Here is a 14853-nt window from a genome sequence, read left to right on the forward strand (position 1 = left end):
GACTGCGCGTGCGTGCCCCAACCCCCCATTCGAAGACGCGCAAAGTACCGACCTCAAATGAGGGGCGCACCTCAAGGTAGCATGGTCATGACGGGCACGCAACAGAGGCCCGCGCAGAAAGCGCGAAACCACTGCGTTTTGCGATGCGGTACAGCAAAGTCGGCGATCAGACGCTCGAGAAATCGATGCGGCAATGCAACCGAGGCCCGCCGCTGACGAGGCGCGCACCTCTTTGGGCGCAGACGCCATCATCACGGCGATCCAGGCCCGGCGACGTCGAACGGCGGCAGTGCCCTGTTACTCGCCGTCGCGAAGCCGCCGATACACCGCGCCGAGAATGTTCGAATAATCGTCGGTCCAGACCCGTTCGCCGTCGGTCGGCTCAGTTTCGGTCCACTTGTCCGAGGAGGCCAGCTTGCCGACGTCGGCGTCCTCGCGCGCGCTGATGACGACGTCGGTGGAGAAGATGTACTCGTCGTCGCGGCCGGAGTCCTCGTTGTAGACCCAGCTCTTCAGGTCGTTGGCGTCGGCGATGCCGACGACGACGCTCTCCAGCTCCAGATGGCGATTGGAGACGTGCATCACGACGGCGCCCTGCGGCGCCAGCTTCGCCTTGTAGATCGCCATCGCCTCCTCCGTCGCCAGATGGATCGGAATCGCATCCGAGGAATAGGCGTCGACGATGATCAGATCGTAGGCGCCGTCCGGCTCCTTGGCAAAGGTCAGCCGGGCATCGCCGATGACGGGCTTGATGTCCGGCGCGCAGTTCCTGATGTAGCTGAAATATTTCGTGTCGCTGGCGGTGTCGACCATGGTCTGATCGATCTCGAAGAATTTCCAGCTCTCGCCAGGCTCGGCTGCGCATGTGAGCGTGCCGGCGCCGACGCCGATGACGGCGACCTTGAGCGGCGCGCCCTTGCGCTCCCGGATCGCGGTGATGGCGCGGCCGATGCCGCCGTCCTTGTGATAGTAGGTGATCGGCTCGGGCCGCCCCGTCACCTTGGAGCCATCGGCGTTGAGATATTTCTGCGCGCCGTGAATGGTCGTGCCGTGCATCAGCACGTGGTAGTGCCCGTCCGATGTCACCACGATCTTGTGCACACCGAAGAAGCTGCGCACCGTCTCGACGCGGCCGTCATCGGCCGGATAGGCGCGGATCAGGACGAGCGCGAGCGCGGCCGTCGCGAACACCTTCCAGCGGCCACCGTTCAGCAGCAGAGCGAGCAGCGCTGCGAGCACACCCACGGCGCCCGCGACATAGACGCGGTGGTCCTCGAGATAGGTCGTGACCTTGCCGGTCATGCCGGCGGGCACCAGCAGCGCGACGGCGATGACCGCGAGCGGGAGCCAGTACCAGCGCGTGATCCCGGGCAAGCGCTCGTTGGCCGCGGGCCGGCACAGCGCCGCCAGCGCCAGCAGGATCGGATATTCGGCAACCCATGAGAAGGTGAAGGGGGCGATCAAGCCGGCGAACAGGCCGCCGACCATGCCACCGAACGACAGCGCGACATAGAAGCCGGTGAGATATTTGGCCGGCGGGCGCGTGCGCGCGAGCTCGCCATGGCAGGCCATGGCGATGATGAAGAAGCAGAGCTGGTGACCGCCGAGCGTGAGCGCGAGATTCTGCTCGCCGCCGAAGGCGAGCAGCACGACGACGCCGGCGATCGCCAGCGGCTGCAGCGCCAGCATCCATTTGTGCGGCAGCAGCGGCCTCGACTGGAACACCAGCACCCAGGTCAGCAAATAGAGCGACAGCGGCAGCACCCATAGCAAGGGGGCGGCCGCGACGTCGGTGGAGATGTGCGCGGTCACCGCGATCAGCAGGCCGGAAGGCACTGCGGCCAGGAAGATCCAGCGCAGGCGCAGCAGCCAGCGTGGCGCCGGCGCATGGCTCTCCTCGGTCTGCAGCAGGCTCGTCACGATCACGGGCGACCGCAGCAGCAGGACGCCGCAGCCGGCGATCAGCGCGATCAGGAGGCCATAGCCACCGGTCCAGATCAGGTTCTGCATGCGCAGGCTGAAGATCGGCTCGATCAGCAGAGGATAGGACAGCAGCGCCAGAAAGCTGCCGATGTTCGACGACGCATAGAGGAAATACGGGTCGGGCGCGGCCGGATGACCCGTGCGCACGAACCACGCCTGCAGCAGCGGATTGTTGGCGGCGAGCGCGAAGAACGGCAGGCCGATCGACACGGTGAACAGGCCGAGCAGCCACAGCCCGTAGCCCGAGGTCGGCGGATCGCCCCAGCTACTCGCGATCGACAGCGGCAAGCCCAGGATGGCGAAACCGAGCAGCAGCAGATGAATCGCGATCGGCAGCACCCGGCTGCGCAGCTGGGTGAGAAAATGCGCATAGGCGTAGCCCGCCAGCAGCAGGGTCTGGAAGAACACCATCGCCACCGACCACACCGCCGGCGAGCCGCCGAGTCGCGGCAGCACCATCTTGGTGAACAGCGGCTGCACCGAGAACAACAGCAGCGCGCTGACGAAAATGGCGGCGGTATAGACGATGAGCACCAGCCGGTTGCGTGCGGCGGAGGGCTGAGCGACGGCGGCGGGCGAGGCGATTGAGGTCATGACAACTCCGGCAGCAGCGCGGCCGGCATCAGATGCCGAGGCCGGACCGCGATGAGCAGACGAGACATAGCGGATCGCAGGGCGGTATGGCGAGCAGCTGAGGCAAAATGGAGTTTTCCTTGACGTCGCAGCCTTCCGGCGCGACAGCACCAGCCGAGGTTCCCGGTGCGGGCCATTAAACAGGGCTTCTTGAAGCTGACATGAATGAAACCGACGCCATCATCATCGGCGCGGGCCACAACGGCCTGACCTGTGCGGCCTATCTCGCCATGGCGGGCCTGCGGGTGCATGTGGTCGAGCGTCGCAAGGTGGTCGGCGGCGCTGCGGTGACCGAGGAGTTTCATCCGGGCTTCCGCAACTCCGTCGCGTCCTACACGGTGAGCCTGCTCAATCCGCGCGTCATCTCCGACCTGAAGCTGCTCGAGCACGGGCTCGAGATCGTCGAGCGCCGGGCGCAGAACTTCCTGCCCTCGCCGGACGGTCGCTATCTGCTGACGGGCGAGGGTCGCACGCTGGCTTCGGTTGCGCGGCTGAGCCAGCGCGACGCCGACGCGATCGGCCCGTTCTCGGCCCGGCTCGAGGCGATCGCGGATGTGCTTCGCAGCCTCGTGCTGCGGGCGCCACCGAATCTGGTCGCCCAGTTCGGGCTGTCGGCGATCCGCGAGGCGTTCAACGCGCTCGGCACCGCCAACACCCTGCGCGCACTGTCGCTGGAGCAGCAGCGCGACCTGCTCGACCTTTTCACGCGCTCGGCCGGCGAGATGCTCGACGAGATCTTCGAGACCGACCTGGTGAAGGCGCTGTTCGGCTTCGATGCCATCGTCGGCAACTATGCCAGCCCCTACGCTGCCGGCTCGGCCTATGTGATGCTGCATCACGCCTTCGGCGAGGTGAACGGCAAGAAGGGCGTCTGGGGCCATGCGATCGGCGGGATGGGCGCGATCACGCAGGCGATGGCCGGGTGCCTGAAAGAGCTGGGAACGCTGGTCGAGGTCGAGGCCGGCGTGCGCGAGGTGATCGTCGAGCGCGACCGCGCGGTCGGCATCGTGCTCGAGGATGGCCGCACCATCCGCGCCCGCCATGTCGTCGCCAACGTGAACCCGAAGCTGCTGTATACGCGCCTGGTGCCGGCCGGTGCCGTGCCCGAGCCGTTCCTGAGCCGCATCCGGAACTGGCGCTGCGGTTCGGGCACGTTCCGCATGAACGTGGCGCTCGACCGGCTGCCCTCGTTCAGCGCGCTGCCGGGCGAAGGCGACCATCTGTCCGCGGGAATCATCCTTGGCTCGAGCCTCGGCTACATGGACCAGGCCTATCTCGACGCGCGGGCGCATGGCTGGAGCCGCGATCCCGTGGTCGAACTGCTGATCCCCTCCACGCTCGACCCGACGCTGGCGCCCGCGGGCCGGCACGTCGCCAGCCTGTTCTGCCAGCATGTCGCGCCCGAGCTGCCGGACGGCCGCTCCTGGGACAATCATCGCGACGAGGTCGCCGACCTGATGATCGCGACCGTCGACCGCTATGCGCCGGGCTTTGCGGCCAGCGTGCTCGGCCGGCAGGTGCTGTCACCGCTCGACCTCGAACGCCAGTTCGGGCTGATCGGTGGCGACATCTTCCACGGCGCGCTGACCTTGAACCAGTTGTTCTCGGCCCGCCCCATGCTCGGTCACGCCGACTATCGCTCGCCGCTGAAGGGGCTCTACCATTGCGGCTCGGGCAGCCACCCCGGTGGCGGCGTCACCGGCGCCCCCGGCCACAATGCGGCCCAGGCGATCCTGGCGGACCATCGCGCGTTGTTCGGCTGAGGATAAGGGGTGGAAAGGCGCGGCACACCCCTGTGGACAAGCGGTGGATCAACCGCCAAAGAAGCAGTGCACGGCCGTGTGGATATGCTGTGGACCCGGCGTTCGATACGCCCTCTCAAGAGCAGAAAAACCGGGCGCTGAGGCCCGGTTCTTCGAGGACGCCGCGGCGGTCGGATTACTTCAGCGACGTGTTGATCGATTCGAACTTGCTGCTGAGCGAGCTGCCCAGGCCGTTGACGGCGGCAATGATCGCCAGCGAGATGCCCGCTGCAATCAGGCCGTATTCGATGGCGGTGGCGCCGGATTCATCACGCAAGAACTTCGACAGAATGGACTTCATCTGAACCTCGTTTCCCAACCCAGGAACCGAGGATCATCCGGTTCCCATGACGGGAAAATTAGGGGCCAGGACCCTAAAGTCGGGATAATGCCCCCAGTTCAAGTTGCAGAGATTCTTCGCTGCAATTGAACCTCAACTTTTATTCGGATCAGGAAAGGCATTATACAACCGCCGGATGCACAGATCCGGCCGCATTGCGGCCCTATCGCTTGCGTTGGCAGGCAATTCCCTTAACCACGCCGTCAAATCTCGCCAGGATCCACCTTGATGACCTCAACGACCACGCCCGCCACCCACAAGGCCAGCTTCACGGTTGCCGATGAAGCGACCGCCCGCCCGGCGGTCGACGTCCTGACCGAGGTGTTCTTCGAGGGCGACGCGGCGGTGGCGGCGTTCGAGCGTCCGGACGGGCGCTGGGACGTCACGGTTCATTTTGCCGACCCGCCCGACCAGGCGCTGGTGCGCGAGTTGGTCGGCGGGGCGGCAGGCTCCGACGTGGCCCAGACCCTGGCGTTCGAGGTCGTCGAGGCCAAGGACTGGGTCAAGGCCAGCCTGGACGACCTCGTTCCGGTGCCGGCCGGCCGCTTCATGGTCCATGGCAGCCATGACCGGCAGCGGGTGCCCGGCAACAAGCTCGGGATCGAGATCGAGGCGGCGCTCGCCTTCGGCACCGGCCACCACGGCACCACCCGCGGCTGCCTGCTGCTGCTTGATCACGTGCTCAAGACGCGCGCGCCGCGACGGGTGCTCGACCTCGGCACCGGAACCGGCGTGCTCGCCATCGCCGCCGCCAAGGCGACGCACCGGTCCGTGCTGGCGAGCGACATCGATGCGCCCTCGGTCATGGTGGCGCGGGAGAACGCCCAGCTCAACGGCGCAGGCCCCCTGGTCCGGGTCATCCGCGCCACCGGCTTCGCCGCCCCGGACTTTGCCCGGTGCGGCCCGTTCGACCTGGTGCTGGCGAATATCCTGGCCAACCCGCTGCGCCAGCTGGCCGCGCCGATGCTGCGCCACCTCGCGCCTGGAGCCTTCGTGATCCTGTCGGGCCTGTTGACCCCGCAGGCACGCTCCGTCCGCGCCGCCTATCGTGCTCGCGGCCTGGTTCCGATCCGGCATTTGAGAATCGAGGGGTGGAGCAGCCTGTTGCTGCAGAAGCAGCAGTAAGGCGGATCAGCTCGCGGCGTGGATCGAACCTGCACGGTAACCTTCACGCTGGTGCGGCAAGCTCGCGACTACGTCTTCGGCTGGCTCTGCTGGGAGGTGGAGTCGGACTGATTACGCGAGGCACGTCGACCGCGCGGCGCAACGAGACGATTGACGAGATCGGCCAGCGCGCTGCGCGGCTTCTCGGCCGGTGCGGACGCCGGTCCGCTTGGCGCGGGCGCCGATAGTTTTTCGAAGGTAAAAGCAGGCATCGTGCATCCCCTCGCCGTTGAGTTGAGGCACTCCCCGGATCATGCGACCGACCGCGGATGATCTTTACGATCGCGGTCGTCACGTCCATACGTTTCCTCGCCGCACCTCTTTCGGATGACTGGCATGCGACAGCAAATCTTTTTGCACAGGCGAATGCAAGGAGATTCTTCGTGCACTGCACTGTCGGCTGAAGGAGTATTCGTCGCCGACGCGGCAAGATCCACTTCTGCGGCAGGATCCACTTCTAAAGTATGAGACCGATGTTCGAAGCTCTGTTCCAGACGTTCGAAGAACCCGAAACCGGCGTGGCGCTGACCGCGCGGCTGGCCGCGCTCCGCGAAGAGCTGGCCAGCCGCAAGCTCACCGGATTCATCGTGCCTCGCGCCGACCAGCAGCAGAACGAATATGTGCCGCCATCGGAGGAAAGGCTGGCATGGCTGACCGGCTTCACCGGCTCGGCCGGCCTCGCGATCGTGCTGCCGCAGGCAGCCGCGATATTCGTCGACGGCCGCTATACGCTGCAGGCCGGCAAGCAGGTCGACGGCAAGGCCTGGATGGTGGAATCGCTGATCGAGCCGCCGCCCGAGAGTTGGCTGACGCGACACCTGCAGAGCGGTGACCGCGTCGGCTTCGATCCGTGGCTGCATACGACGGCCGCGGCCGAACGTCTGGCCGCCGCTTGCGCCAAGGCGGGCGCGGAGCTGGTGCCGGTCGAGCGCAACCCGGTCGACAGCATCTGGACCGAACGGCCGCTGCCGCCGCTCGGCGCCGTCTCCATCCACGGCGCGGAATTGTCCGGCGAGAGCGAGGCGGACAAGCTCGGCCGGATCCGCCAGGAGATCGAGCGCCTCGGGGTCGAGGCGCTGGTGCTGTCCGATTCCCACAACGTCGCCTGGACCTTCAACATCCGCGGCGCCGACGTCTCGCACACGCCGCTGCCGCTGTCCTATGCGCTGGTGCCCAAGGCCGGACGTCCGACCATCTTCATCGATTCCCGCAAGCTCTCGAACCTGACGCGCGATCATCTCGAGCAGAGCGCTGATGTGGCGGAGCCGGACACGCTGACACTGCGCCTGAGCGAGCTCGCACAATCCGGCGCAGCCGTCGCGCTCGACAGCGCCACGGCCGCCGATGCCCTGACGCGGCTGATCCAGGGCGCCGGCGGCAAGGCGGTGCGCGGCGCCGATCCGGTCAGCCTGCTCAAGGCCGCCAAGAACGCGGTGGAGATCGACGGCACGCGGCGCGCCCATCAGCGCGATGCGGTGGCGCTGGCGCGCTTTCTCGCCTTCATCGATCGCGAGGCGCCGAAGGGCACGTTGACCGAGATCGATGCGGTCGAGGCGCTGGAGAGCTTTCGCCGCGACACCGGCGCACTCAGGGACGTCTCGTTCCCGACCATCTCGGGCACCGGTCCCAACGGCGCCATCGTGCATTATCGCGTCACCCGCAAGAGCAACCGCCGCATCATGCCGGGTGATCTGCTGCTGATCGATTCCGGCGCGCAATATCAGGACGGCACCACTGACGTCACCCGCACGATCGCCGTGGGCGCGCCGACCGAGGAGATGCGCGACCGCTTCACCCGCGTGCTGCGCGGCCACCTCGCGATCGCACGCGCGATCTTCCCCGACGGCACCACCGGTGCGCAGCTCGACACCCTGGCGCGGCAGTTCCTGTGGCAGGCGGGCATCGATTTCGAGCACGGCACCGGCCACGGCGTCGGCAGCTATCTGTCCGTGCACGAGGGACCCGCGCGCATCTCGAAACTCGGCACGACGCCACTGAAGCGCGGCATGATCCTGTCCAACGAGCCCGGCTACTACAAGACCGACGCCTTCGGCATCCGCATCGAGAACCTTGAGCTCGTTGTGGCGAAGGACGTCGCAGGCGCGGAGAAGCCGATGAACGGCTTCGAGGCGCTGACCCTGGCGCCGATCGACCGCCGCCTGATCGATGTCGTCATGCTGACCGCCGAGGAACGGGCATGGCTCGACGCCTATCATGCCCGGGTCAGGGAAACCGTCCGTGCAGCGCTCGACGACAGCGACCAGCGCTGGCTCGATCAGGCGACTGCGCCACTGTAGTCATCCGGACTGTCCAGCTACGAACTGTCCCGCTGCCCGCATGGGCGCATGCCGAAACAGGCATTTCCGCGAAGCGGAAGGCCGCTACAGTCAGGGCGTTCACCCGATTTGAGCGGCAGCATGCATGGAATGATCAGCAGACCGCCTGGGGCGGCGCCACCGCGCGCCGCTCCCTCGCGCACGCTGCTGGTCCTGCTGGTCGTAATGACCGGCCTGGCGCCGATCTCGCTATACCTGCTGGTGCCAGCCCTGCCGATGCTCGCGACCACGTTCGGGCGCGACGCCTCCGTGGTGCAGATGACGGTGTCGTTCTACATGGCCGGCATCGCGATCTCGCAGCTGCTGCTCGGGCCGCTGTCGGACCGCTTCGGCCGCCGCCCCGTGATGCTCGCAGGGCTCGCGCTGTCGATCGTCGCGAGCGTCAGCTGCATCTTCGCCGACACCCTGCCCCAGCTGATCGCGGCGCGCTTCTTCCAGGCGCTCGGCGGCGCCAGCGGCATGGTGATCAGCCGCGCCATCATCCGCGATCTCTATCCGCGCGAGCGCATCGGCGCGATGATCAGCCTCGTCGTCGCGGTCATGATGATCGCGCAGATGCTGTCGCCGCTGACCGGTGGCCTGATCGAGATCGCGTTCGGCTGGCACGCCATCTTCTACGTCGTCGCCGCGCTGTCGATCGTGATCGCGATCGCCGTGACCATGGCGCTGCCGGAGACCCGCCCTGCCCGCGTCGAAGACGCGAGCTTCCGCCGCGACGTCGCCATGCTGGTGAAGAGCCGCGCCTTCCTCGGCTACATGCTGTGCCAGGTGCTGGCCTCGCAGATCATCTTCGCCTTCGCCGGCGGCGGGCCGTATATCGTCGAGGTGCAGATGGGCCGCTCCTCGGCGGAGTATGGCGCGTGGTTTGCGACCACCGGCTTCGCCTATTTCGTCGGCAACCTGTTCTGCGTGCGCTACGCGCCGCGCCATTCGCTCGATCGGCTGATCTGGTTCGGACTGGGGCTGCAGCTCACCAGCGCCGCGCTGAACTTCACGTGGAGCCTGTTCGGCTTCAACCAGGTGCCTTCGGTGCTGTTCGGCACGCAGATGCTGCTGATGTTCGCCAATGCCGCCGTGATGGCGAACTCCGCCGCCGGCGCCATCAGCGTCCGGCCGGGCGCGGCCGGCACCGCCTCCGGCGCGATGGGCTTCCTGCAGATGGGCGTGGGCGCGCTGACGTCGCAGCTCGGCGCCTGGCTCGGCGGCCATTTCAGCAGCACGCTGCCGCTGACATCAGCGATGCTCACCCTGTCCCTCGCCTGCGCCTGCAGCATGATCTTCCTGGTCCCGCGCACGCAGATGAAGGTGACGAAGGAGCTGATCGAGACGGCGGAAGAGGACGAAGCCGGGGTAATGTGAGGGAGGTGCGTGAGCGACTGCACGACCGCGCGTCACTGTCGGCGTCATACCCCGCGCAGGCGGGTAACCAGCAGGCCGAAGCGTCCTGGCTCCATGACAAATGCCTCTGGAATACTGGATCATCCGCTTTCGCGGATGATGACAATTGTTAGGGCGCATCCAGCGTCTGTCGCACCGACACCGCGGAGCTGCTACTCCCCGATCAGCTGCAGCCACTCGTCCTCGGTGAGCACCTGCACGCCGTGCTTCTGCGCGTCCTTCAGCTTTGATCCCGCGCCGGGACCGGCGACGACGTAGTCCGTCTTCTTCGACACCGAGCCCGAGACTTTCGCGCCGAGCCGCTCGGCGGTCGCCTTGGCTTCATCGCGCGTCATCTTTTCCAGCGTGCCGGTGAACACCACGGTCTTGGTCGCGATCGGCGAATTGCGCTTCGGCTTCTCCGCGTCGAGGATCTTCACCTCTTTCGTCAGCCGCTCGACGATGCCGCGATTATGGTCCTCGCCGAAATAGGCGGCGACGCTCTTGATCACGGTGTCGCCGATCTGGTCGAGCGCATCCATCTCCGCGATCGCCTCCTCGTCGCCGTTGGCGACCTTGAGACAGGCTTCGTGGAACGCATCCCAGGAGCCGTAGCCGCGCGCCAACGCCAGCGCCGTGGTCTCGCCGACATGGCGCATGCCGAGCGCAAAGATGAAGCGCTCCAGCGCGATCTCGCGCCGGGCGTCGATGGCATTGAAGAGATTGCGCACCGAGGTCTCGCCATAGCCCTCAATCTCCTCGAGCTTCAGCTTGGCGTTGCGCGCGGCCAGCGTGAAGATGTCGGCGGGCTCCTTGACCCAGCCCTGGTCGAAGAAGAATTGGATCTGCTTCTCGCCCAGGCCGTCGATGTCGAAAGCGCGGCGCGAGGCGAACAGCTTGAGGTGCTCGATCTTCTGGAACGGACAGGCGAACTCGCCGGTGCAGCGGGCGCGCGAGCCCTCCTCGCCGGTCGCAATCTCCTCCCGCACGACGTCGGTATGCAGCGGGCACGGGCACGTCTTGGGGAAATGGAATTCCTTGGCGTTCTTCGGCCGCTTGTCGATGAGGACGTCGACCACCTGTGGGATGACGTCGCCAGCGCGCTGGATCACGACGGTGTCGCCGATCCGGATGTCGCGGCCCTCGCGCAGAACCTCGCCCTTGTTGCCGATCCCCTTGATGTAGTCCTCATTGTGCAGCGTCACGTTCTGCACGATGACGCCGCCGACACCGACCGGCTCAAGCTTGCCGACCGGCGTGAACGAGCCGGTGCGGCCGACCTGGATCTCGATGTCCTTGAGCACGGTCATGGCGCGCTCGGCCGGAAACTTGTGCGCGATGCCCCAACGCGGCGTGCGTGACACGAAGCCGAGCCGCTCCTGCCAGTCGATGCGGTCGACCTTGTAGACGACCCCGTCGATGTCGTAGTCGAGCTCGGCACGCTGCTCCTCGATGTGACGATGGAACGCGATCAGTTCCTCCACCGAGTGGCAGAGCCTGGTGAGCGGATTGGTCGTGAAGCCGCAGCGCTCGAACCATTTGATCATGCCGCTCTGCGTCTCCGCCGGCATCGCGCTCATTTCACCCCAGGCATAGGCGAAGAAGCCGAGGGGACGCGAGGCGGTGATGGCCGGATCCTTCTGCCGCAGCGAGCCTGCGGCGGAGTTGCGCGGGTTGGCGAAGATGGTGTCGCCCGCTTCCTTCTGGCGCTCGTTGAGCGCGAGGAAGGCCTGCTTGGTCATGTAGACCTCGCCGCGCACTTCGCAGATGTCGGGCAGGTTGCGGCCGTGCAGCTTGTGCGGCACGTCCTTCAGGGTGCGGATGTTGGCGGTGACGTCCTCCCCCTCGGCGCCGTCACCACGCGTCGCGGCGGTGACCAGCTCGCCGCCCTCGTAACGCAGCGACATCGACAGCCCGTCGATCTTCGGCTCGGCCGAGAAATCGATGCGATCGTCGGCAAGCTTGAGGAAGCGCGCAATGCGGCCGACGAAGTCGCGCACGTCCTCCTCGGCGAAGGCGTTGTCGAGCGACAGCATCGGCACCGCGTGCCGCACTTTCTTGAACCGGCCGGAGGGCGCGGCGCCGACCTTCTGCGACGGAGACTCGCTGCTGACGAGCTCAGGGAAACGCTTCTCGATCGCATTGAAGCGGCGACGCAGCTCGTCATAGGCGCCGTCCGAGATCTTCGGCGCGTCATCCTGATAATAGAGCCTGTCGTGGGTCTCGAGCTCCAGCGCCAGCCGTTTCCATTCCACCTTGGCCTGGGCCTTGGTGAGATCGGCAACGTCGATGAGCTGCTTCGGTTTTGCTGTCTTGGGCATGCGTATGATCTGCTCGTCGTTGCGGGACGGCCCGGAGGCCGTTCCGAAACGACGGTGTACACAATGCGCACGCCGGAGCCAAAGCGTTCGGCCCGCTCCGTTTCCAGCTACGCCGCCGCAGCCTCCAGCAGCCGGTCGGCGGCGGCGCGGGCTTCGGCGGTGACCTCGGCGCCGGCCAGCATGCGGGCGATCTCCTCGCGGCGGTGCAGGGTGGCGAGCGTGTTGACCCGGGTGACGACACGCTTGCCGCGATCCAGCGCATCCTTGGAAATCAGGAGATGCTGGTCCGCCCTGGCCGCGACCTGCGGCGCATGGGTCACGGCCATCACCTGAACCCCGTGCGCGAGCCGCGCCAGCCGGGCGCCGATGGCATCCGCGACCGCGCCGCCAACACCCGTGTCGATCTCGTCGAACACCAAGGTCGGCGCCGAGCCGCGGTCGGACAGCACGACCTTGAGCGCCAGCAGGAACCGCGACAGCTCGCCGCCCGAGGCGACCTTCATCATCGGGCCCGGCCGCGTGCCCGGATTGGTCTGGACCCAGAACTCGACACGGTCGATGCCCTCCGGCCCCGGCGCCTCGGCGTCGCTGTCGACCTGGGTCATGAACTTGGCGCGCTCCAGCTTGAGCGGGGCGAGTTCGGCATGGACGGCCCGGTTCAGCTTCTCTGCCGACTTGGTCCGCGCCGCCGACAGCTTGGCCGCCGCCGCGGCATAGCGCGCATCGGCTGTTGCCGCCGCCGCCTCCAGCTTCTTCAACTGCTCGGCGCCGGCATCGATCAGGACGACATCCGCGGCATATTTGGCAGCCAAGGCCGCCAGCCCATCCACCGGCGTCGAATATTTGCGCGCAGCCGCGCGCAGCGCGAACAGCCGCTCCTCGATGCGCTCCAGCTCCAGCGGATCGAAATCGGTGGCCGCGAGCGCCACCGTCAGATGCTGATCGGCCTCCTCCAGGGCGTTGATCGCCGAATCGATCGCCTTCACCGCCGGATCGACCAGCGCGGGCGAGCTGACCGCGCGTCGCTCCAGCCGGCGAACGGCCGCGGCCAGCGCGGCGATCGGCGACTGGTTGCCGCTGACCGCATCCTGCGCGTCGCGCAGATCGCCTGCGATCTTCTCGCCCTGCATCATGGCCGTGCGGCGGGCGGCGAGCTGCGTCTCCTCGCCCTCCTTCGGCGCCAGCTTCTTCAGCTCGTCCGAGGCATGCCGCAGATAGTCGGCCTCGCGGGCCGCGCGCTCCATGCCCGCCCGGTGCTCGTCGAGCGCCGTGACCGCGGTCCGGCGGGCCGCCCAGAGGGCCTCGACCGCGGCGACGTCCTTCTCCAGGCCCGCAAAGGCATCCAGCAGCCGGCGGTGGGTGGCGGCATCGACCAGCGCACGTTCATCATGCTGGCCATGGATCTCGACCAGGGTGGCGCCGATCGCTTTCAGCGTCTGCACGCTGACCGACTGGTCGTTGATGAAGGCGCGGGTGCGGCCGTCGCCGAACTGGACGCGGCGCAGGATCATCTCGCCATTGGCATCCAGGCCGTTGGCGGCGAGGATCCTGGCCGCGGGATGATCCTTGCCGATCTCGAACACGGCCGTGACCTGCCCCTGGTCGGCCCCGTGGCGCACCAGGCTGGCGTCGCCGCGACCGCCGAGCGCGAGAGCGAAGGCGTCCAGCAGGATCGACTTGCCGGCACCGGTCTCGCCGGTCAGCACCGCAAGTCCATGGGAGAATTCGAGATCGAGTCGTTCGATCAGGACGATGTCACGGATCGACAGTCGCGCCAGCATGGAACCGAAGTCCTTCGTAACGGGGCGGAACGCCCCTGAGCGAACGACTCGATGCTAGCAGCAAATAGAGAACAAAACAAGAATATAGAACAAAGCCAGATCAAACGAGCGATCCGGCCGATTGCTCAGCCCAGGCCGAGCTTCTTGAAGGCGCGCGAGATGTAGGAGCCCTTGTTCTCCTCGGGCTCGACGCCGCCCGACTTCACGAGATTGTAGGCGTCCTTGTACCACTTGCTGTCGGGGAAATTGTGCCCGAGCACGGCCGCCGCGGTCCGGGCCTCGCCGACGATGCCGATCGTCATGTAGGCCTCGGTCAGGCGATACAGCGCTTCCTCGACGTGCCGCGTGGTCTGATACTGCGTCACCACCGCCTTGAAGCGGTTGATGGCGGCCGTGTAGTCGCGCTTCTGCATGTAATAGCGGCCGACATCCATTTCCTTGCCGGCGAGCTGGTCGCGGGCGCCCTCCATCTTGGCCTTGGCATTGGTGGCGTATTCGGAGGTCGGATATTTACGCACCACCTCTTCGAGGGAGGCGATGGCCTTCTCGGTCCGGCCCTGGTCGCGGCTGATGTCCGGGATCTGGTCGTAATGCGAGGCAGCAATCAGGTATTGCGCATAGGCCGCGTCCGGGCTGCCCGGGTGCAGGGTAACGTAGCGGGTGGCGGCGCCGATGCAGCCATCGTAGTCGCCGGCCTGATAGGAGGCGTAGGCCGACATCAGCAGCGATTTGCGGGCCCAGTCGGAATAAGGATGCTGGCGGTCGACCTCCTCGAACTTCTTGGTCGCGCCTTTGACGTCCTTCTTCTCGTTCATCAGGTACAAGCCCTCATTGTAGAGCTTGTCCGCGGGCTCATCGACGAAGGTGTCGTCCTTGGCGAGGAACTTGTCCCAGAGTCCGCCGGTGCCGCAGCCGCTCAACGGCAGCGCCAGCAGGATCAGCGACGCGGCGAGCCGGAGCCGGCCGATGCTTGCTGCGGGATGACGGAGGTCGCGCGTGAGACGCTGTATCGACATGCTTCTTTGGAACCCGATGCCTGTGATCTGATCTACGCCGTGCACCATGAAGGTCGCTTCATGACCGCGAAGGAAGAGCCCCGCCAGTGGCACGCATCAC

At 66.6% G+C, this 14853-nt stretch carries 10 protein-coding genes; 4 read left to right on the forward strand and 6 right to left on the reverse strand.

Features of this window, described 5'->3' with window-relative positions; translation table 11 throughout:
- Window positions 1-297 precede the first annotated feature (297 nt).
- Entirely contained in the window at window positions 298-2577 is a 2280-nt protein-coding gene (locus QX073_RS18625) for a fused MFS/spermidine synthase (protein WP_316226147.1), read from the reverse strand.
- A 200-nt stretch (window positions 2578-2777) separates the two neighbouring features.
- On the opposite strand from QX073_RS18625, the gene QX073_RS18630 reads away from it, so the two are divergent.
- Window positions 2778-4379 (forward strand): NAD(P)/FAD-dependent oxidoreductase, encoded by a 1602-nt coding sequence (locus QX073_RS18630; RefSeq protein ID WP_316226148.1) that lies wholly within the window; start codon window positions 2778-2780, stop codon window positions 4377-4379.
- Window positions 4380-4554: 175 nt separating this feature from the next.
- On the opposite strand, the gene QX073_RS18635 is transcribed toward QX073_RS18630, so the two are convergent.
- Window positions 4555-4719, reverse strand: a complete 165-nt coding sequence (locus QX073_RS18635) for a Flp family type IVb pilin (protein ID WP_315713419.1) — start codon at window positions 4717-4719, stop codon at window positions 4555-4557.
- Between the two features lie 267 nt (window positions 4720-4986).
- On the opposite strand from QX073_RS18635, the gene QX073_RS18640 reads away from it, so the two are divergent.
- Window positions 4987-5883: a 50S ribosomal protein L11 methyltransferase gene (locus tag QX073_RS18640; protein ID WP_316226149.1), complete on the forward strand. Its 897-nt coding sequence runs from the start codon at window positions 4987-4989 to the stop codon at window positions 5881-5883.
- A 68-nt stretch (window positions 5884-5951) separates the two neighbouring features.
- Here the strand turns inward: QX073_RS18640 and QX073_RS18645 are convergent, their stop codons facing one another.
- Complete coding sequence (locus tag QX073_RS18645) at window positions 5952-6134, reverse strand: hypothetical protein (RefSeq protein ID WP_315713421.1); 183 nt, start codon at window positions 6132-6134, stop codon at window positions 5952-5954.
- Window positions 6135-6395: 261 nt separating this feature from the next.
- Here QX073_RS18645 and QX073_RS18650 point away from each other — a divergent pair, with 261 nt between their 5' ends.
- Both QX073_RS18650 and QX073_RS18655 read left to right on the forward strand, forming a co-directional pair.
- Entirely contained in the window at window positions 6396-8219 is a 1824-nt protein-coding gene (locus tag QX073_RS18650) for an aminopeptidase P family protein (RefSeq protein WP_315825270.1), read from the forward strand.
- Window positions 8220-8339: 120 nt separating this feature from the next.
- Window positions 8340-9617, forward strand: a complete 1278-nt coding sequence (locus QX073_RS18655; protein ID WP_315769148.1) for a multidrug effflux MFS transporter — start codon at window positions 8340-8342, stop codon at window positions 9615-9617.
- Between the two features lie 191 nt (window positions 9618-9808).
- On the opposite strand, the gene ligA is transcribed toward QX073_RS18655, so the two are convergent.
- The 3 genes from ligA to QX073_RS18670 form a co-directional block, all read right to left on the reverse strand.
- On the reverse strand, window positions 9809-11956 hold the full coding sequence (gene ligA, locus QX073_RS18660) for an NAD-dependent DNA ligase LigA (RefSeq protein ID WP_316226150.1): 2148 nt from the start codon (window positions 11954-11956) through the stop codon (window positions 9809-9811).
- 107 nt (window positions 11957-12063) lie between these two features.
- Window positions 12064-13737, reverse strand: coding sequence for a DNA repair protein RecN (recN, locus tag QX073_RS18665; protein ID WP_315713425.1), 1674 nt, complete (start codon window positions 13735-13737; stop codon window positions 12064-12066).
- Between the two features lie 125 nt (window positions 13738-13862).
- Window positions 13863-14753 carry an outer membrane protein assembly factor BamD gene (locus QX073_RS18670; RefSeq protein WP_316226151.1) on the reverse strand — a complete coding sequence of 297 codons (891 nt, stop codon included), beginning with the start codon at window positions 14751-14753 and terminating at the stop codon, window positions 13863-13865.
- Between the last annotated feature and the right edge of the window lie 100 nt (window positions 14754-14853).

This window comes from Bradyrhizobium sp. SZCCHNS3052 (assembly GCF_032484495.1).
Taxonomy (GTDB): domain Bacteria; phylum Pseudomonadota; class Alphaproteobacteria; order Rhizobiales; family Xanthobacteraceae; genus Bradyrhizobium.

What these genes read in the sequence shown, in the direction of transcription:
- QX073_RS18625 (WP_316226147.1), bottom strand. Translation starts at nt 2,577, where the DNA reads ATGACCTCAATCGCCTCGCCCGCCGCCGTCGCTCAGCCCTCCGCCGCA.
- QX073_RS18630 (WP_316226148.1), top strand. Translation starts at nt 2,778, where the DNA reads ATGAATGAAACCGACGCCATCATCATCGGCGCGGGCCACAACGGCCTG.
- QX073_RS18635 (WP_315713419.1), bottom strand. Translation starts at nt 4,719, where the DNA reads ATGAAGTCCATTCTGTCGAAGTTCTTGCGTGATGAATCCGGCGCCACC.
- QX073_RS18640 (WP_316226149.1), top strand. Translation starts at nt 4,987, where the DNA reads ATGACCTCAACGACCACGCCCGCCACCCACAAGGCCAGCTTCACGGTT.
- QX073_RS18645 (WP_315713421.1), bottom strand. Translation starts at nt 6,134, where the DNA reads ATGCCTGCTTTTACCTTCGAAAAACTATCGGCGCCCGCGCCAAGCGGA.
- QX073_RS18650 (WP_315825270.1), top strand. Translation starts at nt 6,396, where the DNA reads ATGTTCGAAGCTCTGTTCCAGACGTTCGAAGAACCCGAAACCGGCGTG.
- QX073_RS18655 (WP_315769148.1), top strand. Translation starts at nt 8,340, where the DNA reads ATGCATGGAATGATCAGCAGACCGCCTGGGGCGGCGCCACCGCGCGCC.
- ligA (WP_316226150.1), bottom strand. Translation starts at nt 11,956, where the DNA reads ATGCCCAAGACAGCAAAACCGAAGCAGCTCATCGACGTTGCCGATCTC.
- recN (WP_315713425.1), bottom strand. Translation starts at nt 13,737, where the DNA reads ATGCTGGCGCGACTGTCGATCCGTGACATCGTCCTGATCGAACGACTC.
- QX073_RS18670 (WP_316226151.1), bottom strand. Translation starts at nt 14,753, where the DNA reads ATGTCGATACAGCGTCTCACGCGCGACCTCCGTCATCCCGCAGCAAGC.